Here is a 21,904-nt window from a genome sequence, read left to right on the forward strand (position 1 = left end):
GTGAATGTTTCACGTGAAACAAAAAAGCCGGCACAAGGCCGGCTTTGGATATATAGATGAGACGATTAGCCAAGTACAGAAATATCAGCTACGCCTAAGAATAATGCACGTAACTGGCTAAGAAGAGCCAGGCGGTTGTTCTTAACGGCTTCGTCATCCGCCATAACCATTACATCTTCGAAGAAAGCATCAGTTGATTCGCGAAGGCCAGCGAGTGACTCAAGCGCTTCTTGGTATTTGCCTTCTGCAAATAGTGGAGCTAACGCAGCTTTCTGAGCTTCGATATCTGCCGCTAGAGCTTTCTCTGCTGCTTCAGTCAGTAGCGAATTATTAACGTCCGTAGTACCAGTTACACCCTGCTTACTCAGAATGTTAGATACACGCTTGTTAGCAGCCGCAAGAGCTTCAGCTTCGGCTAAAGAACGGAAGTAATTAACCGCTTTAACGCGACGATCGAAGTCTAAAGGACGACTTGGTTTTAGCGCCAATACTGATAGGAATACTTCAGCATTGATATCTGCGTCTTCATACCATGCGCGGAAACGCTCTAGCATGAAGTCTAGAACTTTATCTTCTAGGCCTTCGCGTGCTGGTAGATCGTTGTGGTTGTTAGCCGCAATAGTTAGTAGTTCACGTAGGTCTAGATCTAGCTCACGCTCTACGATAATGCGCAGTACGCCTAGCGCTGCACGACGCAGTGCGAACGGGTCCTTAGAGCCTGTAGGAGGCTGGTTGATACCGAATAGACCTGTCAGGGTGTCTAGACGGTCAGCAATTGCTACAGCGATACCAGGGGCAGTCTGAGGTAGTTCATCGCCAGCGAAGCGAGGCATGTACTGCTCGTTTTGAGCTAGTGCTACGTCCTGGTCTTCGCCATCATTAAGCGCATAGTGATAACCCATCAAACCTTGTAGGTCTGTGAATTCGTAAACCATGTCCGTAAGAAGGTCTGTTTTACATAGTAGACCTGCACGTTCCGCTTTAGCCTGATCTTGATTAAGGGTTGAAGCGATCTTGCCAGACAGCGCGCTAATGCGAGCTGCTTTATCGTAAACAGTGCCAAGGTCTTTCTGGAATACGATGGTTTTTAGTTTCTCGATACGAGATTCCAGCGTAGTCTTTTTGTCAGTTTCGAAGAAGAACGCAGCGTCAGATAGACGTGGGCGAATTACTTTTTCGTTACCTTCAATTACCTGCTGAGGGTCTTTAGAAACGATGTTGCAGATCGTAGTGAAGTTAGGCAGAAGGTTGCCATCAGCATCTAAGTGGTGGAAGTACTTCTGGTGTTCTTTCATAGAAGAAATTAGCGCTTGCGCAGGTACTTCTAGGAAACGCTCTTCGAAGCGGCCTGTTAGTGCAACTGGCCATTCGTTAAGTGCTGTAACTTCATCAAGAAGATCTTCGTCGATTTGAGCAACCGCATTTAGCTTCTCGCCTTCTGCTTTCACTTGCTCGTTGATCATCGTCTTACGGATGTCGTAATCAGCGATTACCATACCTGGGTTTTCTAGACGATCAGCGTACTCAGATGGTGCGATCAGTTCGATTTCTTGATTGTAGTGGAAACGGTGACCGCGAGTCTTACGACCCGATGTCAGACCAAGAATTTCACAATCTACAACTTCGTCGCCGAATAGCATGACTAGCCAGTGAACCGGGCGAACGAATTCAACACGAGATGCACCCCAGCGCATGCGCTTAGGGATCGGTAATTTATTTAGTGATGTTTCTACAAGTTGAGGGAGCAGAGAAGATGTCGCTTTGCCCTCTTCTGTGTTCTTGAAGTTGTAGTACTCACCTTTGTTGGTATCGATCTTTTCAAGCTGATCGATAGTCACGCCACAAGAACGAGCAAAACCTTCTACCGCTTTTTCTGGCGCTTTTACTGAAGGGCCACGTTTTTCGATTTCGCGGTCAGCCTGTTTGTCGTCTAGCGCGCTGATCAAAACAGCTAGGCGACGTGGAGATGCGTAGCTTTTTACATCGACGAAGTTAACGCCTGCTTCTTTCAAGCCAGTTGTGATGCCAGATGTGAAAGCATCAGAAAGGGTCTTAAGTGCTTTTGGAGGTAACTCTTCGGTACCTAGCTCAACGAGAAAATCATGTTGTGCCATTATTTGCTCTCCTCGCAGTTAGCCAGAACTTCTTGGCGTAGGGCTTCAGGTGCCAGTGGGAAACCTAGTTCTTTACGGGCATTAAAGTATGCGTGTGCGACTTCACGGGCTAGTGTGCGAACACGAAGGATAAAGCGCTGACGCTCTGTTACAGAGATCGCATGACGCGCATCCAAAAGGTTGAACGTATGAGACGCTTTAAGCACCTGCTCGTATGCAGGAAGCGGTAACGGAGTCTCTAGGCTTAGTAGCTTGTTGCACTCGGCTTCGCAGTTGTCGAACGTTTTGAATAGTTCTTCAACGTTTGCGTGCTCGAAGTTGAAAGTAGATTGCTCAACTTCGTTTTGGTGGAATACGTCGCCGTAAGTTACTTTAGAACCGTCAGGGTTTACTGACCATGTCAGGTCGTAAACGCTGTCTACGCCTTGTAGGTACATCGCAATACGTTCAAGGCCGTAAGTGATCTCGCCTGTCACTGGGTAACACTCAAGGCCGCCTGCTTGCTGGAAGTAAGTAAACTGAGTTACTTCCATGCCGTTTAGCCATACTTCCCAACCAAGACCCCAAGCACCTAGCGTTGGAGACTCCCAGTTGTCTTCTACGAAGCGAACGTCGTGAATGCCAAGATCGATACCCATACGCTCTAGAGAGCCTAGGTATAGCTCCTGAATGTTGTCAGGGGATGGTTTAAGAACAACCTGGAACTGGTAGTAGTGCTGCAGACGGTTAGGGTTTTCACCGTAACGGCCATCAGTTGGACGACGGCTAGGCTGCACGTATGCAGAACGCCAGGTCTCAGGTCCAATTGCGCGTAGGAAAGTCGCAGGATGGAAGGTGCCGGCACCTACCTCCATGTCCAGTGGTTGTACGATTACACAGCCCTGCTCTGCCCAGTATTCCTGTAGAGCAAGGATCAGCCCCTGAAATGTGCTTACGTCTGGGGTCGCCTTGTCAGTCACAGCGTTTCACCTTTTACATAAGTGCCGTTGAGTTTCTGCCTTCATGGCAGCTGCACAGCACCAGATTAGCCCGAAAAATTAGCCGGCAATTATACAACAAAAAATAGCCAGTCGGTGGCTGTAAAAGGGGATAAAGGGGATTTTTGGAGAAAAAGGGGTAGAAATAGGTTCTACCCCGGCGTGGTATCGCTTAGTAATCCAAGCAAAGGTATTTAAGCGTTTCGATTACCTGCTCTGTATTCTCGGCTACAGCATGCGCGCAAGCGTCGATTTCTTTTAGTGGATGCGTCAATTCTGGTGCGTGTTCAACGATCAAGGACTTGCCATTGGCGATGGCAAAACCGGCATCAAATGCAGCGTTCCACTGGCGGTATTTATCACCGAAACGAACGATCACGATGTCAGCACGTTTGATTGCAGTCATGTGACGCATAGTGTTCATCTTTGCTGATTTGTGATCGGTCCAGAAGTTCTTCTCTTCTGGGCCTAGGATCTCTGTAGCACAGCCATCACTGGAATCGTGATCTGTGTTTGGCGTAAGTACATCGATTGGTAGGCCATTTTGGTTGATGGCTTTTTTGATTTTGTTGCGCCAGTCGGTGTGAATCTCACCGGATAGGTAAACTGTATATCGCATGATTAGGCTCTCGAAATTAGGTTCGTCGCAGATCTGATGTCTGCTTTATCGTTTCCAGAAAATAGGTGTGAATAGTACTAGCAAGGTAAATACCTCTAGACGACCGAGCAGCATGGCAAAGCAAAGTACCCATTTAGCTGGATCGTTAAGGTCGCCGTAGTGAGCAGATACGTCGCCAAGGCCTGGGCCTAGGTTGTTCAATGTTGCGCCTACCGCTGACCATGCAGTTACCTGATCAAGCCCAGTCGCTAACAATACGATGAGCATGGCTACAAAGACGATCATATAGACTGAGAAGAAGCCCCACACTGCTTCTAGTACTTTATCGGAGATCGGCTTTTTGCCTAGTTTTACCGGAATAATCGCGTTTGGATGAACCAGACGTTGGATCTCACGATAACCCTGCTTAAGGATCAGAAGCACGCGAATGACCTTCATGCCACCACCGGTAGAGCCTGCACAGCCGCCGGCAAAGGCCGCTACGAATAGCAGGAACGGTAGCATCACTGGCCAGTGGGCAAAGTCTGCTGTGGCAAAGCCGGTCGTGGTTGCGATCGATACCACCATAAACAGTGCTTTACGCATCGATTCGCCAGGCGCATATGTTTCGGTTACAACCAAGGCAACAATCGCGATTACGGTTATTGCTAGGAGTGTAATTAAATAGAATTTAAATTCTGGGTCCAGAATGTAGTGTGAAATGGTGCGTTGTCGCCAAGCAAAAAAGTGTAGGCCGAAATTTACTGCAGAGATGGTCATAAAGAAGATACAGATCATCTCTATGGCAACTGAATCGTAGTAACCAATACTGGCGTCGTGGGTGGAAAAACCACCGATTGCAACGGTAGAGAAACTATGTCCAATAGCATTGAAAAGATCCATTCCTGCTAACCAGTAACCCGCTGCACAAGCGATGGTTAGGGATAGATAGATATACCATAGCGCTTTGGCAGTCTCTGTAATACGTGGTGTAAGCTTGGAGTCTTTAACTGGGCCCGGTGTTTCAGCACGATACAACTGCATACCACCGATCCCTAACATAGGTAGAATTGCTACGGCTAATACGATGATACCCATACCACCAAGCCATTGCAGTTGCTGGCGATAAAACAGAATCGATTTTGGCAGGTCATCAATGCCAGTAATTACCGTGGCCCCAGTGGTTGTTAGGCCAGATAGGGACTCAAATAGCGCATCAATAAAGGTGAGATGTGGATTGTCCGTGAGCATAAATGGGAAAGCCCCAAACAGCCCCAGTACTGACCAAAACAGGACGGTAATTAAGAAACCATCACGGGTGCGTAAATCCTGTCGGACACGATATACCGGAATCCAGATGAAAAAACCGGTAAGCAGGGTAATCAAGAATCCGGCGATAAAAGCCAGCTCTGCCCCATCGTCATAGAGATAGGAGATACCTAACGGCGGCAGCATAGAGATGCTGAATATCATCAGCAGTATGCCTAATATGCGTAAGATAACTTTGTAATGCATCTGCGCTGCTTCCGCTTAGAAGAATGTAAGACCAACTTGGAACAGGCGTTCCACTTCGTTGATTCGGCGTTTATCAACCAAGAACAAGATCACGTGGTCACCACTTTCAACGACAACATCATCGTGCGCGATCAATACCTCGTCGTTACGCACGATGGCACCGATGGTTGTACCCGGAGGTAGATTGATCTCTTCAATGGTTTTGCCGACCACTTTAGATGATGACTTATCACCATGAGCTACCGCTTCGAGTGCTTCTGCCGCGCCTCGACGCAGAGAGTGTACTGCTACTACATCACCTCGACGTACATGGGTAAGTAGCGCACCGATAGTGGTTTGCTGAGGGGATATCGCAATATCGATCGCACCACCTTGTACTAGATCTACATAGGCAGGGTTGTTAATCAGGGTCATTACCGTACGTGCGCCAAGGCGCTTCGCAAGCATAGACGCCATGATGTTCGCCTCGTCATCGTTGGTCAGGGCGCAGAATACGTCGGTATCTTCGATATTCTCTTCGATCAGTAGATCACGGTCGGAAGCACTACCTTGAAGGACGATGGTGTTATCTAACGAGCGCGCCAGCTGGTTACAGCGACGAATGTTTCGCTCGATGATTTTGACTTGGAACTCGTCTTCAATCGATTCAGCTAATCGCGCGCCGATATTACCGCCACCTGCGATAATAATGCGCTTATAAGGGCGATCTAGACGACGCAGTTCGCTCATTACGGCACGAATATCTTTGCGTGCAGCGATAAAGAACACTTCATCGTCCGCTTCGATAACTGTGTTGCCTTCCGGGATAATGGGGCTTCCGCTGCGGAAGATCGCCGCTACGCGGGTATCGACCGATGGCATGTGGGCGCGAAGGTATGAGATCTCGCGACCCACCAGTGGGCCGCCATAATATGCTTTTACGGCTACAAGCTGGGCTTTAGCGTCGGCAAAATCCAGTACCTGTAAAGCGCCTGGGTGCTGGATTAAGCGTTTGATGTGTTTCGTTACCAGTAGTTCCGGGCTGATACGTACATCGATAGGGATGCCTTTTTCGCCAAAGATCTTCTGGTTTTTATTCAGATAGTCATGCTCACGCACACGGGCGATTTTAGTCGGCGTGTTGAATAGGGTTTGGCCTACCTGACAGGCGATCATGTTGACTTCATCAGAGTTTGTTACGGCGATCAGCATATCGGCATCTTGGGCGCCGGCACTATCGAGTACAGATGGGTAGGATGCTTTACCCTCGATCGTACGGATGTCGAGACGATCTTGTAGTTCTCTGAGGCGGCCAGTGTCTGTATCAACGATAGTGATGTCGTTGTCTTCACTGGCTAAGTTTTCAGCCAAAGTGCCGCCTACTTGTCCGGCACCTAGAATAATGATCTTCATGATCAGCCTTTAACTGCTGCAGAAATGACAGAAATACACATAGCTACTTGAGCTTACTCCGTTTTTTCCAGCAGTGCATAATAGAAACCATCATGGCCGTTAGACTGTGGAAACAGCTGTCGACCATACTCTTGTTCAATACCCCACTCTGCCTCAATTGGCAGATGTTTGGCATTCTCAGTTTGGGTTACAAACTGCTTAATCAATCGCCCATTTTCCTGCGGAAAGATGGAACAAGTTGCATAAAGCAACTTACCGCCGGGTTTCAGCATGGACCAGCAATTATCCAAAATAGCGCGCTGAAGTTTGGCTGTTTCGTGAATATCTTCGCCTTGGCGCAGGTATTTTATATCCGGATTGCGGCGAATAACACCCGTAGAAGAACAAGGGGCATCCAAGAGAATACGATCGTAATCTGTTCCGTCCCACCAAGTTTGTGTGGCTGCGTCCGCTACTTTTAAGTTGGCTTTTAAGCGCAGGCGTTCTAGGTTCTCTTCTACGCGGCTGATTCGCTTTTGCTCGAGCTCTACAGCGTCGACCTGAGCAAGCTTAGGCTCGTGTTCTAGGATATGGCATAGTTTACCGCCGGGTGCTGCGCAGGCATCCAGCACGCGTTGTTCTGGTTGTAGATCGAGGAGGTCCGCAGATAACTGTGCGGCTTCATCCTGTACGCTAAATGCGCCGACGCTATAACCCGGAAGGGTTTCAATATTGACGGATTCCGCTAGTTTTATCCCCTGATCACTGAATTGAGTTGCTTCTGCAGCAATAATTGGGGTCAGTTGCTGTAGGTATTCCTCACGGTTTGTTGAGCGTTGATTCACGCGAAGCGTCAGCGGTGCTTGCTCGTTGTTGACGGTGAGTATCTCTTGCCAGTGATCAGGCCAGTTATTCTTCAGCTTGGCGATCATCCATTCAGGGTGGTTGAACTGGTATGAATCGTCATCCTTTAGGTAGTCTTCGATTTCTTCTTGTTCGCGTTGAAAACGGCGTAAAAGAGCATTCACTACTTTTCCAGCCCAAGCTTTATCAAGCTCTTTGCAAGCCTCGACGCTTTCGCTAATCGCGGCATGAGCTGGAATGCGAGTGTGTTTTAGTTGATACAGACCGACCAAAACGATGGCTTTAATATCGATATCTCGAAACTTAAATGGTCGGTTTTGCAGCAGCTTAATGATGGCGTTTAACTGCGGATGGTAACGCATAGTGCCGTAGCAAAGTTCGCGTAGAAGGCCGCGATCCTTCTCTGGGCAACGACGTTCAATTGCCGCAAACTGCGTATTCAGAGAGCCCTTATTTTTAAGCAAAGGGGTTAGGATTTGTGCTGCAAGTGCCCGAACATTGGTGGTCATGGTAATTGTCCTAAAACGTCTAACCTAAAACTACGCCAGCACTAAACTGCTCTCGTTTAGAGTTTAGAACAGCGGCGCTGTCCATTGGCTTTTTACCCGGAAGCTGAAGCTGTTTGATTTTAATAGCGCCTTCTCCGCATGCGATAACAATGCTCTTTTTGTCAGAAGGTAGAATCTCACCCGGGTTGCCATTTTGCTCCACTAATTCGCAATCTAATAGCTTCACTACTTCTTCGCCAAGCTTGAACGTCACTGCAACACGCGGGCTTAGGGTGCGAATTTTAAGGTCGATATCTGTAGCGGAAGCGTTCCAATCGATAACACCTTCGGTTTTTTGTAGCTTCTTCGCGTACGTCGCTAAGTTGTCATCCTGTGGTTCTGGAGACACAGTTTCCTGTTGGAACTGTGTAAGCGTTTCAATCAGGGCCTCAGAACCAATAGCGGTCAAGCGGTCGAATACACTTGCTGCCGTGTCGTTGCTTCCGATCGGCGTAGTGACTTTGTAGAGCATATCGCCAGTGTCTAAGCCTTCATCCATCTGCATGATAGTGACGCCAGTTTCAGCATCCCCTGCAAGCATTGAGCGTTCGACAGGAGCCGCGCCGCGCCAGCGAGGAAGTAGAGATCCGTGAACATTGATGCAACCTAGGCGAGGCGTCTCAAGAATCGCTTTTGGCAGTAGCATACCGTAAGCAACTACAACCATAATATCGGCTTTGAGGTTTGTAAGTGCTAACTGTTCTTCTTCTGTTTTTAGCGTGGTTGGCTGAAACACCGGGATGTTATGCTCCATTGCAAGATCTTTGACTGGGCGCGGAGCCATCTGATTTTTACGCTTCCCTTTCTTATCAGGCTGGGTATAAACTGCGATCACTTCATGCTCTGAGTTAAGCAGGGCTTGTAAGCTGGATGCGGCAAAATCAGGTGTGCCGGCAAAAACTATTTTTAGTGGCGACGCTGGCATGGTCTAGGCTCCAAAATAAAAACAGGCCTGCTAGTCAAACCAGCAAGCCTGCGAGTTGCTTTTCAGTGATGATCAGGCGTGCTTTTCCTGCAATTTATGCAGTTTTTCTAGCTTAGATTTGATGCGGTTACGTTTGAGCATAGAGATGTAATCCACAAACAGCTTGCCATTCAGGTGGTCAAGTTCGTGCTGAATACATACCGCAAGTAGGCCTTCAGCTTCCATCTCATAAGGTTCGCCGTTGTAGTCGAGCGCTTTTAGCTTAACTTTTTGAGGGCGCTTAACGTTTTCGTAGAAGCCAGGAACAGATAGGCAACCTTCCTGATATTTGTGTAATTCTTCATCGATTACTTCAAATTCAGGGTTGATCATAACCAATGGCTCGTTTTGATCATCAGAGATATCCATAGTTACGATGCGTTTATGGATATTCACCTGTGTCGCTGCCAAACCAATACCTGGAGCCGCGTACATTGTTTCGAACATGTCATCGATTTGAGCACGTACTTCGTCATCAACAGTCTCAACGGGCTCAGCAATAGTGCGCAAGCGCGGATCTGGGTATTCAAGGATGGTTAGTTTTGCCATGATTTACGTCTGTATCAACAAGTTATCGGGTGCTATTGGTGTGAATACTTCTGTAAGTCATGCTAAGTTAGAGCCTAATTTACAGGTATCTTAAATTTTAACTCGATTATTCAGGTATTAACCGAAAGATAATATCGAGATCAATAGCGAAAAATATTAAGCTGCCTATTATACTGATTAGAACGCTCAATGTATTGTCGTTACTTTATCTTCTTATTTATAGGAATTAAGGAGATAGGTAATAAGGGAACTGGACATGAAAAAATTGTTATGCGGTTTGTTCGCTCTGGTATTGGTTTCACTGACTACAGTTCATGCTGAAACCCGTAAGGACTCTCTGCTGCTTCGTAATGACCATCCACAAGAATATGTGGTGGTGAAAGGGGATACGTTGTGGCACATCTCAGGTCGTTTTTTACAAAGCCCTTGGAAATGGCCAGAGGTCTGGGGGGTAAACCCGCAGGTTGATAACCCTCATCTAATCTATCCTGGAGATGTAATTTATCTTACGTGGGTGAATGGAAAGCCGCGTTTAGGGGTTAGACGTGATAGTGGAATCTATCCTCGTGCACGTGTGTCTCCGTTGGTTAAACCAATTCCTGCAATTCCACTACGCGATATAAATAGTTTCTTAAACGATAACCGTGTGCTTTCAGAAGATATTCTGAAAGAAGCCCCTTATGTATTAGGCGGCCAAAAAGAGCGGATTATTGCTGGTGCCGGTGATCGTATTTACGCACGTGGTCAGTTAGTGGCTGAGCAGCGTCGACAAGGTATCTACCGCCCGGCTAATGAATACGTAGACCCAGATACAGAAGAGTTTCTTGGTTACGAAACGTTGAAGATTGCAGATGCTGATGTTTCTGCACGTAATGAAGACGTGCTAACACTGGATATCATTAAATCCCACAAAGAAGTGCGTATCTTGGACCGTGTAGTTCCAACTGAAGAAGTGCGTATTCAGTCTGTCTTCCACCCAGCCCCTGCCCCATCAGGTTTGGATGGCAAGATCCTATCGGTGCTGCAAGGTGTGCGTGATGCTGGGCAATTTAATGTTGTCGCAATCAACCGTGGTATGCGAGAAGGGGTTGAATCAGGACATGTATTTGCTATCTATCGTCGAGGTGAGTTGATTAAGGACCCTGTGACTAAAGAGATGGTGACATTGCCACAGGAACGCTCGGGTGAGTTGATGGTCTTCAAAGTGTTTGAGAAAGTCAGTTATGGCTTAATCATGCGCAGCACAGATGTTGTTTCTATCGGAGATGAGATCCGAGAACCATAAAGGATAAAAGATGACGGCTGATCTAAGGGACTGGATCGCCGTTGCCGCCCTACCAGACTTAGGGGCCGCTTCAGTTAAAAAGCTTTGGGATCAGGGATGGACCCCTGAAAAACTCCTCCGCTCCTCTGAAGCTGATTGGCATCGGCTTAACCTCAAGAAAAAAACAATTACCGCTTTAAGTGATTTCCAGCAAGGGCGTACCTCTCTGGTACAACAGAAGTTGGAATCGGCATTGGCATGGCAAGCTTCAGCTAAGGATTGTTATGTCATAGCTATCACTGATGCAGACTACCCTGCATTGCTACGTGAAATTTATGATCCCCCTCCCATTCTATTTGCTCGTGGTAATCTAGCGGCTCTGAATCTTCCTCAGGTCGGGATTGTAGGCAGCCGTAGCGCTTCTCACGGTGGTTTAAAACATGCTTATCAATTTGCTAACTATTTGGCTCAAAACGGCTTGATAGTGAACTCAGGCTTAGCCTTGGGTATTGATGCTGCAGCTCATCAGGCGAGTGTTAATGCCCAATGTCCAACGGTTGCGGTATTTGGTACCGGCTTGGATCGGCCCTATCCCGCTCGAAATCGTATTTTGGCTCAGCAAATAATAGAGCAACAAGGGGTATGGTTGAGCGAACTGTTTCCTGGGGCGCCGCCGATGGCGCCACATTTTCCGCGTCGTAATCGCATTATTAGTGGCATGAGCGCAGGAATTTTGGTGGTTGAGGCGGCCCCGAAAAGTGGGTCGTTAATCACCGCTAGGATGGCGATGGAGCAAGGTCGTGAAGTTTTTGCTATTCCTGGGGCGATTAATAATCCCTTGAGTAAAGGCTGTCATCAGCTAATCCGTGAAGGTGCTTGCTTGGTCGAGTCAGCGGAAGATATTACCTCGCAGCTTGCCCCTTTACTGGGTTATCTAGCCGAACAGCATGTTGAGCATATTGAAGACAAGGTTGAAGAGGGCATCTCCAATCTTTCTCCCGACACGCAGCAATTGTTAAAACACCTCGGGTACGAATATAACTCAATCGACCAACTGAGCTATCTCACTGGAATGGATATCGCAGAAATAGGCCCTATGTTGGTGGAGTTGGAACTTTTAGGCATCATTAGCCAAGATGGGCAGGGTTATATCCGATGCTAAAAGACAATTCGGTAGAGTTGCAAAGACCGCGTCGAACATTTAGTGTTCAGCCCTCAAAGTTAAATGCCTTCAAGATGAAAGGGAGTTACCCCGCTTAGTTATCTGTATGGGGCTCTTTCTATCTACCTCTCGTCACTATTTATTGATACCTCTAGTAAAGAATAGTGATGCACTGTTGATTTGTTATATGGCATTGAGGAGTAAATGGTGAGTAGTAATTTAAAACCTGATTGGTGGCATATTCAGCAATCTGTTCGAGCGATCCGTCAAGGCGGTGTGATCGCATATCCTACTGAAGCGGTTTGGGGTTTAGGTTGTGACCCGTTTGACGAACAGGCCGTCTTAGAACTTCTAGAAATTAAGCGTCGACCTATGCATAAAGGTCTGGTTTTAATCGCTGGAAATCTCTCTCAGATCGATTTTTTGCTCGAAGATCTGACTGATGATGAGTATGTCAAAGTAACTGCTAACTGGCCGGGTCCATATACGTGGATTTTGCCAGATAAAAAGAACAGAATTCCTACTTGGATTAAAGGTAATCATAGCGCTGTAGCTGTTAGAGTGAGTAATCACTTACAAGTAAAAGAATTGACTGAATCCTACGGATCTTTTCTTGTATCGACTTCGGCAAATCCTGCAGCGCATGAACCTGCAAGAGATATATTGAGAGTGAAGACTTACTTCGGTGAAAAACTTGCTTATGTTTTGCCAGGTGAGTTAGGTGGTTTAGATCAGCCTACTCAAATTCGAGATCTAAAATCTGATCAATTAATTCGCGCTTAAATGAATATGTGAGTGAGTACTATGTCCGCACCTAATATTGACGCTGTAAAAGAATACCTTTTGGGGCTGCAAGATGCTATTTGTGATGCCCTAGAGCAGGCTGATGGCGAAGGAAAATTTTATCAGGATGAGTGGCAGCGAGAAGAAGGCGGCGGAGGTCGTACTCGCGTCCTAGATAAGGGCGCAATTATCGAAAAAGGTGGTGTGAACTTCTCTCACGTTTTCGGCGATAAGTTGCCAGGCTCTGCTACAGCGCATCGACCTGAATTAGCGGGTCGTAGTTTTCAGGCGATGGGTGTGTCTTTGGTTATTCATCCACATAACCCTTATATCCCCACTTCTCATGCCAACGTTCGTTTCTTCATCGCAGAAAAAGAAGGTGAAGAACCCGTATGGTGGTTTGGTGGTGGTTTTGACCTAACGCCTTATTACGGTAACGATGAAGATTGTAAGTTCTGGCACCAGACAGCTAAAGAAGCCTGTGATCCATTTGGTGATGATATCTACCCACGTTTCAAAGAGTGGTGTGATGAATACTTCTACTTGAAGCATCGTGATGAGCCTCGTGGTGTAGGCGGGCTTTTCTTCGATGATCTTAATGAGCTTGGTTTCGATAAGAGCTTCGGGCTGATGCAGTCGATTGGTAATGCTTACACTAAAGCTTATGTGCCAATTATCGAGAAAAACAAAGACCGTGAATACGGTGAGCGTCAGCGTGACTTCCAATTGCACCGCCGTGGCCGTTATGTCGAGTTCAATCTAGTGTTTGACCGTGGCACCCTGTTTGGCCTGCAATCTGGTGGACGTACTGAGTCTATCTTGATGTCGCTGCCACCAGAAGTACGTTGGGGTTACGACTGGAAACCTGATGAAGGCACTGAAGAAGCGGTGCTGTACGAGCGTTATTTGAAGCCTCGTAACTGGCTGGAAGTGTAAGGGCGGATTATGACTGATCGTTACGCGGTATTCGGTAATCCGATTAAGCACTCTAAATCGCCACAAATCCACGCTGCATTTGCATCGAGTACAGATCAGGATCTGACCTATGAAGCGATCTGCGTACCTGAAGATAACTTCGAAGGTTACGTTTCTGACTTCTTATCGGGTGATGGCCGTGGTCTGAATATCACTATTCCGTTTAAACAGGAAGCTTGGTCTTTAGCTGAAGTTAGAAGTCCGCGTGCTGAATTGGCGGGTGCGGTAAATACTTTGTACCGCGATGATCAAGGTCGCTTGTGTGGTGATAACACCGATGGTGTTGGCATGGTGCGCGATATTGTGCGTAACAATGGTGGCACGATTGAAGGTAAAAAGGTGCTTATCCTAGGTGCTGGAGGTGCTGTTCGTGGCGTTTTACAGCCGGTTTTGGAGCAAAAGCCTGAGCTGTTAGTTATCGCAAACCGTACCGCTTCTAAAGCCGAAGAGCTTGCTGGGTTGGTTGCAGATCTTGGTAACGTATCGGGCGGTGGTTATGATGAGCTTGCAGGTCAAAGCTTTGATCTGATCATCAATGGTACTGCTGCTAGCTTACAGGGTGAGATCCCCCCTCTTCCGGAACATGTATTGGCACAAGGTGCTTGGTGCTACGACATGATGTATGCCGCAGAACCAACCGCTTTTTGTGTTTGGGCGACTGAACAAGGTGCGGCAAAGTCCATTGATGGCCTAGGTATGTTAGTAGAGCAGGCTGCGGAATCTTTTAGAATCTGGCGTGGCTTGGACCCTGACTCTAAAACCGTTATCTCTGATATCCGTGAAGCAATAACTGTTTGATTTTAATACAACAGTCGCTTTATAAATTTTATCAAAGCAGACTTGCATGGGGCTCTCTCGCGGCGTATAACTGAAATAAGAACACTGCATAGTGTTAACTTTTCAGTCTGCTGCGGGAGTACCTTATGGTAACGGAAACCCGACTATCTACTGAGCAGCTTTATTTTCGCTGCGATCCTGAATTACTACCTTTCAAAAACACGTCTACGCTTGAACCGTTCACTGGATTCTTTGGCCAAACCCGTGCCATTGAGGCGATGGATTTTGGTATCGGCATGCGCCGTCCAGGCTATAACTTGTTTGTGATGGGTAATCCGCATACGGGGCGTTTCTCCTTTGCGATGGAGAACCTCAAAACCACGGCGAAAAAAGAGAAAAAGCCGGGGGATTGGGTTTATCTGAATAACCTAAAAGATAATCGTAATCCTTTAGCTATCCCCTTCCCTGCTGGCAAGGCTCAGCAGTTTAAGCGTGATATTAAAAACATTATCGAAGCGGTGTTGTCAGAGATGCCAGCGGCCTTTGAAAGCCCTTCTTATCAACGTAAGAAGAGTAAGATCGAGCGTGAACTCAACCGCTATTATGATCAGGCGATAGAAGGTGTTGAGCGCGAAGCGCGTGAGCATAGCATTGCGGTATACCGCGATGCAGGTAGTATCGGTTTTACTCCGGTTGCCGAAGGGCAAGCGATGGACGAAGCGGTTTTCTCGCAGTTACCTGAAGAGATTCGTGATGGTTTTACCAAGGCGATATCTGATCTGGAAGATAAGCTAAACGAAGCGTTAACAGGCCTACCGCAGTGGCGACGCGAGGCAGCAGAAAAGCTGAAGAACCTCGATCGTGATACCACACGACAGTCAATCGCCCCACTTTTCCAACCGCTGAAAGATAAGTACGCCAATATTGCTGCGGCGACAGACTATCTGTCAGAGATGGAAACGTCGTTAGTTAAAAACTGCGCTGAAATTGTCGGTGATGAAAAGCTGATCGAGCCGCTTACTGATGCCAGCCGTCGTGCTTATCTAGAAAGCAATTACGGCGTTAATCTGCTTGTGGATAACGATAAGGTTAAGGGTGCTCCTGTTGTTTACGAAGCGCACCCTAGCTATGAGAATTTGTTTGGACGTGTAGAGTACACATCTGAAATGGGTGCTCTTTCTACGACCTACAAACTTATTCGCCCTGGTGCTTTGCACAGAGCGAATGGTGGTTATCTGGTACTAGAAGCTGAGAAGCTACTGGAACAGCCTTTTGTTTATGGTGCACTTAAACGTGCGCTGAAATCCCATGAAATCAGAATTGAAAGCCCCGCCAGTGAATACGCGGGTATTAGCACAATCACCCTAACGCCGCAGGCGGTACCGCTTTCAGTGAAAATTGTGCTGATCGGTGCACGCAATATCTACTACCTCCTACAAGAGCTTGATCATGACTTTGAGAAGATGTTCAGAGTCGTGGTGGATTTTGATGAGGATGTAAAGCGAACTCCTCAGTCTATTAGGCATTATGCACGCTTGATGAAAACGTTAGCCGATGAAGAAGGCTTAGCTCCGCTGACTCGTCGAGCAGTGGCGCGTTTGGTCGAGCATAGTTCGCGTCAGGCCGAAGATCAGGAGTTATTATCAGCTCATATTGGCGAGTTGGTTGATCTGCTTTGTGAAGCTGATTTCAAGCGGGTCAAAGAGGAAGATGAGCTGATTAATGCCGATCATGTAGAGATGGCGCTGAATGCGAAAGAACGCCGGACTTCTCGGATGTCTGAAAAGATCGAAGAAGGCATTCTTAACCAAACGGTTTTGATCGATACCCAAGGTGAAGCCGTTGGTAAAACCAACGGTCTAACGGTACTGCAAGTGGGTGATGTCGCTTTCGGTACACCTGCACGGATCACGGCAACGGTTCATCCGGGTAATCGCGGTATCGTGGATATTGAGCGTGAGGTTGCCTTAGGCCAGCCGATCCACTCAAAAGGCGTTTTGATCCTATCGGGCTTCTTAGGTCATCAATATGCCCAAGACTTCCCTTTGGCGATCTCTGCCAGCATCGCTTTGGAGCAATCGTACGGTTATGTTGATGGTGATAGTGCATCTTTAGCAGAGGTCTGCACCCTTTTATCAGCGTTGACACATATACCGATTAGTCAGAGCTTCGCAACTACAGGATCTATCAACCAGTATGGCGAAGTACAGGCGATTGGTGGTGTAAACGAGAAAATAGAGGGGTTCTTTAATCTCTGTAAAACCCGCGGACTTACCGGCGAACAAGGGGTCATTATTCCTAAAGCCAATGTGCGCAATCTTATGCTCAAAGAAGAGGTTGTCGAGGCTGTTAAGGAGGGGTTATTCTCTGTCCATGCGGTTGGTCATGTGGATGATTGCTTAGAGATTTTAATGGGTAAGAAGCCGGGTAAACGCAAGGCCGATGGTACGTTTACGCAACGTAGTATTAATGCTCAAGTGGTTAAGCGTTTACGGGAAATTTCTTCGGCTAAGCTAGAGGTTAAGTCGAACAAATAAGGTTTGGAAAAGTTCCTTCTAAAGGATTTAATTCCTTAGGAGCGTTCCCTGCCAAAGTGATAACAGATATCATTAACAGTAATGTTTACAGAATATCTGTCTGTACAGAGTATTGTGACGACCAGCGCTGATGATTGAAGGGGGATTCAGCGTTGGTCAGTCACATTTTAACAACTCGCTAAGCCCTGCTTAGAAAGTAGTTGTTACCGCAACATTTAGGATATCGCTATCTGTGTCGCTGTAAGCTTCTTCGCGAACATATTCCGCAGTCACTTCAGCATTTTCACCTAGAGAACGCGATACACCCAGCGCTACACGCTTTTCAGGTAGTTCGTAGTCGATACCTGCTACATCATCGATATCTTCAGCTTCATCAGATTCGCTGTAACCTAGGAAAAGCGTACCGTCCGCACCTAGGATCTGTGTTCCGTAGCCTGCACCTAAATGAAGGAAGCTTGGCTCGCCCGCCAAGTTAGATTTACCTAGCTGGATATACTCAGCAAACAACGCCAAGTCATTCGCTTCTACCAATGCATTTACGCGCCATGCATCGATTTTCTCAGTTAGACCGCCTAGCTCAGAAAAAGGACCTGCGGTATTGGCAACATCCGTCACATAGCCTGCTCCAAGAGAAACACTATTACTGAATGTAGTGCCTAAGTTAAGACCGAACGTATCTAAACCTTCGTTACCTTCTGCAGAGTTGTTAAGCACATAGGTATCTAGCTGAATCATCTCATTTTGGTAGCTCAACATAGCTAGACCTTCTTTCGCATCGAAGATGTCGAATGCAATTGGGTCAGTGAAGGCTGCAGAATCACCTACTAGTAAAGGGTGAGCAGCTTTACCCAGCGTGAAGCTTAGAGGGTCATCTTCAGAGCCAATCACTACGTATGCTTCAGCAAGGTCCAGTTTCTCGTCTGCAGATAGGTATTCGATTAGCGTAGAAACTTTAACGTTTTCGTTAATATCAGCAGCGATTTCAAGTTCGAAAGTATCAACTAAAACATCACCAACGCTGTTTTCGCCATCAGTCTCAACTTGCTGTGCTAGCAAGGTTACTTCGCCGCCTACGCTGACGTTATCTGCGAAGCCACCGTTTGCTGGAGCAGCTGAAGCTTGAGCTTCAGTTTCTTGCTCTAGCTTTTCCGTTGTTGCTTGCTGAGCAGCTAGCTGTGCTTCCAGTTGTGCAATACGTGCTTTCATTGCCGCTAACTCTTTAGCAACATCGGTTGCAAAGGCTGGTGTTGCTGATGTCATTGCCGCAGCAACTAGCGTGGCGATAGTGGTCTTTTTCATGTTGTTCCCTTCTTTTTAAAAAGCGATTTAATCTGGTACTTACCCTGGTTAACTGAATGAGATTATTCACAACCAACAAGACATCGTAGTTTTAAAATGTTCTTAGTCGTTTAAGCATTAAGGCTGCTTACTTTTCGAGCTAAATAGATACCCACAGGCGCTTGTCCGAGTAACGGAAATAGCGCTTAACTTGCTGAAAATAAGGCTCAAAGTATTATGAAAGTAAGATGTTGGTGGGCGATACTAAAGTTATTGATAATTATTATCAACTGGTGTTTGAATTATAACCAGCAGCTAGTCTTCAGGATCAGCGCCGGTTAACCAGTTATCCACAGGCGTAATCCAAGCGGGTTCAGCGTTAGCGCCAAACCAAGAGTCCACAGCAAAGGCTTGCTGAGTATCTAGTTGAACGATAGTAGCGCTGTTATGGGGCGCATTTAACGTGAAGGGGCCACGGTGAACATTTCCGCCTGGTCGGTGGAAATGTAAGAGGTTCATCTGCTGTAAGATTAAAAGGTAACGCGTTGTATTGAGGCTCTCAGCAACACAATCCAATTGATTTGAACGACTGATAAAGGAGGTGTTATTAGCTGCTTGATCACCAAAAGTGCGTAGTTTGGGGCCGGTGATTCTTTCAAACAGACCGATACCTGTAGCGATCCTTAAGCGCTCTTCCTCTGCTGTAACTGCTGGTGGTGAGAAGTGCTGACGAACTTGGTCTAGCTCATCAGTATAAAACTGTATTGAAGATCTTCGATCGCAACCAAAACTTTTACAAAGGGAATAGCGTTTCCCCTCCTCCGTATCAGAGACCTCTACCTCATAGGAGTTAACCCAAGTAGTAGGGGAACTCTGGATATTATAGCCACAACCGCTTACAAGCAGCGTGGCCAGGATCAGACTGTTAGCCTGCGAAATCTTCTTCAAGGTGCTTATCCTTAAGTTTCACATAGTTTCCAGCAGTATAACTGAAGAAAGAGCGCTCTTTTTCTGTGAGTTCTCGCTGTTGTTTTGCAGGACGGCCAACGTAAAGGTAGCCGCTTTCTAGTTTTTTACCTGGTGGCACTAGGGAGCCCGCGCCGATAATCACTTCATCTTCAACTACCGCGCCATCCATAACCATTGCACCCATGCCCACTAAAACTCGGCTACCAATGGTGCAGCCATGTAGCATCGCTTGATGGCCAATGGTGACGTCATCGCCAATGATCAATGGGAAACCATCTGGGTTATAGGGGCCTGCATGGGTGATATGTAGGACTGAACCGTCTTGCACGCTGGTGCGTGCGCCAATACGAATACGGTGCATATCACCACGGATTACGGTGAGTGGCCAGATCGAGCAATCGTCACCAATCTCGACATCTCCAATTACAACCGCGCTAGGATCAACAAAAACTCGCTCTCCTAGTTTGGGAGTGAAGCCTTGATAAGTACGTACATTCATAATTATTGCTCGCTAGAAATTGGGAAGTATCTATTATGAAATAGCTTAGGGGAATTGAAAAATTAAGATTTAGTCCCATGTATTAGGAACGATATCTCGCCGATGGAGCTAGCTTTATATGAGTAACCCAATGCTTGAACCACAGTTGTTACCAGCATTTAGTCAGATCAAACCTGATCAAATCGAAGCCGCAATCGATCAATTGCTGGCAGACAGCAGAGCAACGGTTGAACGTATTCTACAAGAACTGTCTGTACCTAGCTGGGATTCTCTAGTTGCCCCTCTTGAAGAGATGAATGACCGTTTAGCTAAAGCCTGGTCGCCTGTTTCGCACATGAATTCGGTGGTGAACAGTGATGAGCTACGTGATGCCTACAATGCGTGCTTGCCTAAACTGTCCCAATACTGGACAGAGATGGGTCAGCATCAAGGTCTCTACCAAGCATTTAATCAGCTTGCTGAAAGTGAGCAATTTACTCAGTTAAGTGAAGCGCAGCAGAAAGTAGTCAACAATACTCTACGTGATTTCCGTCTATCTGGTATCGCTCTGAATCCAGAAGAACAGCAGCGTTACGCTGAGCTGCAACAGAAGCTGTCTGAGCTGACGACTAAGTTTTCTGAAAACGTCATGGATGCCAGCGATGACTGGAGCAAACTACTGACCTCAGAGTCTGATCTTGCGGGCCTTCCGCCTATGGCGTTAGCGGCAGCGAAGCAGATGGCTGCAGCGAAAGAGCAAGAGGGTTGGTTGGTGACACTGGACTTCCCTTCTTACCTCGCAACGATCACCTATGCGGATGATCGTGAACTGCGTAAAGAGATATACACAGCCTTCTCTACCCGCGCATCTGATCAGGGACCGGGCGAAGGTAAATGGGATAATACAGAGGTTATCTCTCAGTTATTAGAGCTACGTTTAGAGCTGGCACAGTTGCTCGGCTTTGGTAACTACGCTGATTATTCGTTAGCGACCAAGATGGCTGAAAATACCGATCAGGTTGTGCAGTTCTTAAAGGATCTTGCTGAGAAAAGCCTACCCGTAGCTAAACAGGATTTTGAGCAACTGTGCGAGTTTGCGAAAGCTGAATTTGGCGCAGAAGACCTGCAAGCTTGGGATCTAGCTTACTACGGCGAGAAACTGAAGCAGGCGAAATACTCTATTTCTGAAGAGCAGATCCGCCCCTACTTCCCTCTTCCAAAAGTATTGGAAGGTCTATTTGCGGTTACCGGTAAACTGTTTGATATCGAAATGCGTGAAGTCGAAGAGTTCGACCGTTGGCATGATGATGCGCGCCTATTTGAAATTAGCCGCAATGGTGAAGTGATCGCTCGCTTCTTTATGGATCTGTATGCCCGTGAAAAGAAACGTGGCGGCGCTTGGATGGATGATTGCCGTGTGCGTCGTCGTCTAGATGATGGTTCTCTGCAGCTACCAGTGGCTTATTTGGTATGTAACTTCAGCTCTCCAGTAGGTGATGATCCTGCCCTTCTGAATCACAATGAAGTAACCACCCTATTCCATGAGTTTGGCCATGGTCTGCATCACATGCTGACCCAAATTGAAACGGCTGACGTAAGTGGTATTAATGGTGTAGCTTGGGATGCGGTTGAGCTGCCAAGTCAGTTCCTAGAGAACTGGTGCTATGAGCCAGAAGCGCTGGCGTTAATCTCAGGTCACTACCAGACAGGCGAAACCCTACCGCAAGAGTTGTTGGATAAGATGCTGGCGGCACGTAACTTCCAGTCAGGCATGATGATGGTACGCCAGTTGGAGTTCTCTCTATTCGATTTCCTTTTACACCGTGACTACCAGCCGGGAGAAACGGTTGTTCAAGAGGTGTTGAATAAAGTACGTAGTCAGGTGGCAGTGATTACCCCGCCTGCGTTTAACCGCTTCCAGCATAGCTTTAGCCATATTTTTGCGGGTGGTTATTCTGCGGGTTACTACAGTTATAAATGGGCAGAGGTGCTATCGGCAGATGCATTCTCACGTTTTGAAGAAGATGGCATCTTTAATACGGATACTGGTGCAGATTTCCGTAAGAACATTCTAGAAATGGGCGGTTCTCGCGAACCGATGGAGCTGTTTGTAGCGTTCCGCGGTCGTGAACCGCAAGTTGATGCACTACTTCGCCACAGTGGAATTACCGAGTAATTAAC

At 47.0% G+C, this 21,904-nt stretch carries 18 protein-coding genes; 7 read left to right on the plus strand and 11 right to left on the minus strand.

What is annotated here, in order from left to right; all coding sequences use genetic code 11:
* Window positions 1-65 precede the first annotated feature (65 nt).
* The 8 genes from glyS to def all read right to left on the minus strand — a co-directional run bounded on the left by glyS (window position 66) and on the right by def (window position 9,500).
* Window positions 66-2,114 carry a glycine--tRNA ligase subunit beta gene (glyS, locus tag ACMXYT_RS00100; protein WP_415911717.1) on the minus strand — a complete coding sequence of 683 codons (2,049 nt, stop codon included), beginning with the start codon at window positions 2,112-2,114 and terminating at the stop codon, window positions 66-68.
* On the minus strand, window positions 2,114-3,073 hold the full coding sequence (glyQ, locus tag ACMXYT_RS00105; RefSeq protein WP_415911718.1) for a glycine--tRNA ligase subunit alpha: 960 nt from the start codon (window positions 3,071-3,073) through the stop codon (window positions 2,114-2,116). The genes glyS and glyQ overlap by 1 nt, the downstream gene beginning before the upstream one ends.
* Before the next feature lie 190 nt (window positions 3,074-3,263).
* Window positions 3,264-3,710 carry a YtoQ family protein gene (locus ACMXYT_RS00110; protein WP_415882978.1) on the minus strand — a complete coding sequence of 149 codons (447 nt, stop codon included), beginning with the start codon at window positions 3,708-3,710 and terminating at the stop codon, window positions 3,264-3,266.
* A 45-nt stretch (window positions 3,711-3,755) separates the two neighbouring features.
* Window positions 3,756-5,204 (minus strand): TrkH family potassium uptake protein, encoded by a 1,449-nt coding sequence (locus ACMXYT_RS00115; RefSeq protein ID WP_415899627.1) that lies wholly within the window; start codon window positions 5,202-5,204, stop codon window positions 3,756-3,758.
* Window positions 5,205-5,219: 15 nt separating this feature from the next.
* Window positions 5,220-6,596, minus strand: a complete 1,377-nt coding sequence (gene trkA / locus ACMXYT_RS00120) for a Trk system potassium transporter TrkA (protein ID WP_415882980.1) — start codon at window positions 6,594-6,596, stop codon at window positions 5,220-5,222.
* A gap of 53 nt (window positions 6,597-6,649) precedes the next feature.
* The gene (gene rsmB / locus ACMXYT_RS00125) at window positions 6,650-7,948 is read right to left on the minus strand and encodes a 16S rRNA (cytosine(967)-C(5))-methyltransferase RsmB (protein WP_415899628.1); all 1,299 of its coding nucleotides are present in this window, start codon (window positions 7,946-7,948) and stop codon (window positions 6,650-6,652) included.
* Between the two features lie 19 nt (window positions 7,949-7,967).
* The gene (fmt, locus tag ACMXYT_RS00130) at window positions 7,968-8,912 is read right to left on the minus strand and encodes a methionyl-tRNA formyltransferase (RefSeq protein WP_415899629.1); all 945 of its coding nucleotides are present in this window, start codon (window positions 8,910-8,912) and stop codon (window positions 7,968-7,970) included.
* A gap of 72 nt (window positions 8,913-8,984) precedes the next feature.
* Window positions 8,985-9,500, minus strand: coding sequence for a peptide deformylase (gene def, locus ACMXYT_RS00135; protein WP_415892947.1), 516 nt, complete (start codon window positions 9,498-9,500; stop codon window positions 8,985-8,987).
* 256 nt (window positions 9,501-9,756) lie between these two features.
* Between def and ACMXYT_RS00140 the strand changes: the two genes are divergently transcribed.
* The 6 genes from ACMXYT_RS00140 to ACMXYT_RS00165 all read left to right on the plus strand — a co-directional run bounded on the left by ACMXYT_RS00140 (window position 9,757) and on the right by ACMXYT_RS00165 (window position 16,998).
* The gene (locus ACMXYT_RS00140; RefSeq protein WP_415899630.1) at window positions 9,757-10,785 is read left to right on the plus strand and encodes a LysM peptidoglycan-binding domain-containing protein; all 1,029 of its coding nucleotides are present in this window, start codon (window positions 9,757-9,759) and stop codon (window positions 10,783-10,785) included.
* Between the two features lie 10 nt (window positions 10,786-10,795).
* A complete protein-coding gene (dprA, locus tag ACMXYT_RS00145) occupies window positions 10,796-11,926 on the plus strand; it encodes a DNA-processing protein DprA (RefSeq protein ID WP_415899631.1) in 1,131 nt (376 codons plus the stop codon).
* Between the two features lie 207 nt (window positions 11,927-12,133).
* Window positions 12,134-12,709, plus strand: coding sequence for an L-threonylcarbamoyladenylate synthase (locus ACMXYT_RS00150; RefSeq protein ID WP_415899632.1), 576 nt, complete (start codon window positions 12,134-12,136; stop codon window positions 12,707-12,709).
* A gap of 21 nt (window positions 12,710-12,730) precedes the next feature.
* A complete protein-coding gene (gene hemF, locus ACMXYT_RS00155) occupies window positions 12,731-13,645 on the plus strand; it encodes an oxygen-dependent coproporphyrinogen oxidase (protein ID WP_415899633.1) in 915 nt (304 codons plus the stop codon).
* Window positions 13,646-13,654: 9 nt separating this feature from the next.
* Complete coding sequence (gene aroE / locus ACMXYT_RS00160) at window positions 13,655-14,482, plus strand: shikimate dehydrogenase (protein ID WP_415899634.1); 828 nt, start codon at window positions 13,655-13,657, stop codon at window positions 14,480-14,482.
* Between the two features lie 125 nt (window positions 14,483-14,607).
* Window positions 14,608-16,998, plus strand: a complete 2,391-nt coding sequence (locus tag ACMXYT_RS00165; RefSeq protein ID WP_415899635.1) for a Lon protease family protein — start codon at window positions 14,608-14,610, stop codon at window positions 16,996-16,998.
* A 189-nt stretch (window positions 16,999-17,187) separates the two neighbouring features.
* On the opposite strand, the gene ACMXYT_RS00170 is transcribed toward ACMXYT_RS00165, so the two are convergent.
* The 3 genes from ACMXYT_RS00170 to ACMXYT_RS00180 form a co-directional block, all read right to left on the minus strand.
* Window positions 17,188-18,297: an LbtU family siderophore porin gene (locus tag ACMXYT_RS00170; protein WP_415911719.1), complete on the minus strand. Its 1,110-nt coding sequence runs from the start codon at window positions 18,295-18,297 to the stop codon at window positions 17,188-17,190.
* Between the two features lie 294 nt (window positions 18,298-18,591).
* Window positions 18,592-19,224 carry a hypothetical protein gene (locus ACMXYT_RS00175; RefSeq protein WP_415899637.1) on the minus strand — a complete coding sequence of 211 codons (633 nt, stop codon included), beginning with the start codon at window positions 19,222-19,224 and terminating at the stop codon, window positions 18,592-18,594.
* Window positions 19,202-19,744, minus strand: coding sequence for a gamma carbonic anhydrase family protein (locus tag ACMXYT_RS00180; protein ID WP_415911720.1), 543 nt, complete (start codon window positions 19,742-19,744; stop codon window positions 19,202-19,204). The genes ACMXYT_RS00175 and ACMXYT_RS00180 overlap by 23 nt, the downstream gene beginning before the upstream one ends.
* 118 nt (window positions 19,745-19,862) lie before the next feature.
* On the opposite strand from ACMXYT_RS00180, the gene prlC reads away from it, so the two are divergent.
* Window positions 19,863-21,899: an oligopeptidase A gene (prlC, locus tag ACMXYT_RS00185; protein ID WP_415911721.1), complete on the plus strand. Its 2,037-nt coding sequence runs from the start codon at window positions 19,863-19,865 to the stop codon at window positions 21,897-21,899.
* The last annotated feature ends 5 nt before the right edge of the window (window positions 21,900-21,904 follow it).

This window comes from Neptuniibacter sp. QD37_11 (assembly GCF_047778105.1).
Classification (GTDB): Bacteria; Pseudomonadota; Gammaproteobacteria; order Pseudomonadales; family Balneatricaceae; genus Neptuniibacter.

Bases quoted from the DNA above. Each gene is read 5' to 3' on its own strand.
- ACMXYT_RS00115 (WP_415899627.1), bottom strand. From the start codon at position 5,204: ATGCATTACAAAGTTATCTTACGCATATTAGGCATACTGCTGATGATA.
- ACMXYT_RS00110 (WP_415882978.1), bottom strand. From the start codon at position 3,710: ATGCGATATACAGTTTACCTATCCGGTGAGATTCACACCGACTGGCGC.
- dprA (WP_415899631.1), top strand. From the start codon at position 10,796: ATGACGGCTGATCTAAGGGACTGGATCGCCGTTGCCGCCCTACCAGAC.
- hemF (WP_415899633.1), top strand. From the start codon at position 12,731: ATGTCCGCACCTAATATTGACGCTGTAAAAGAATACCTTTTGGGGCTG.
- ACMXYT_RS00165 (WP_415899635.1), top strand. From the start codon at position 14,608: ATGGTAACGGAAACCCGACTATCTACTGAGCAGCTTTATTTTCGCTGC.
- ACMXYT_RS00180 (WP_415911720.1), bottom strand. From the start codon at position 19,744: ATGAATGTACGTACTTATCAAGGCTTCACTCCCAAACTAGGAGAGCGA.
- ACMXYT_RS00140 (WP_415899630.1), top strand. From the start codon at position 9,757: ATGAAAAAATTGTTATGCGGTTTGTTCGCTCTGGTATTGGTTTCACTG.
- def (WP_415892947.1), bottom strand. From the start codon at position 9,500: ATGGCAAAACTAACCATCCTTGAATACCCAGATCCGCGCTTGCGCACT.
- ACMXYT_RS00170 (WP_415911719.1), bottom strand. From the start codon at position 18,297: ATGAAAAAGACCACTATCGCCACGCTAGTTGCTGCGGCAATGACATCA.
- trkA (WP_415882980.1), bottom strand. From the start codon at position 6,596: ATGAAGATCATTATTCTAGGTGCCGGACAAGTAGGCGGCACTTTGGCT.
- fmt (WP_415899629.1), bottom strand. From the start codon at position 8,912: ATGCCAGCGTCGCCACTAAAAATAGTTTTTGCCGGCACACCTGATTTT.
- aroE (WP_415899634.1), top strand. From the start codon at position 13,655: ATGACTGATCGTTACGCGGTATTCGGTAATCCGATTAAGCACTCTAAA.
- rsmB (WP_415899628.1), bottom strand. From the start codon at position 7,948: ATGACCACCAATGTTCGGGCACTTGCAGCACAAATCCTAACCCCTTTG.
- glyS (WP_415911717.1), bottom strand. From the start codon at position 2,114: ATGGCACAACATGATTTTCTCGTTGAGCTAGGTACCGAAGAGTTACCT.
- prlC (WP_415911721.1), top strand. From the start codon at position 19,863: ATGAGTAACCCAATGCTTGAACCACAGTTGTTACCAGCATTTAGTCAG.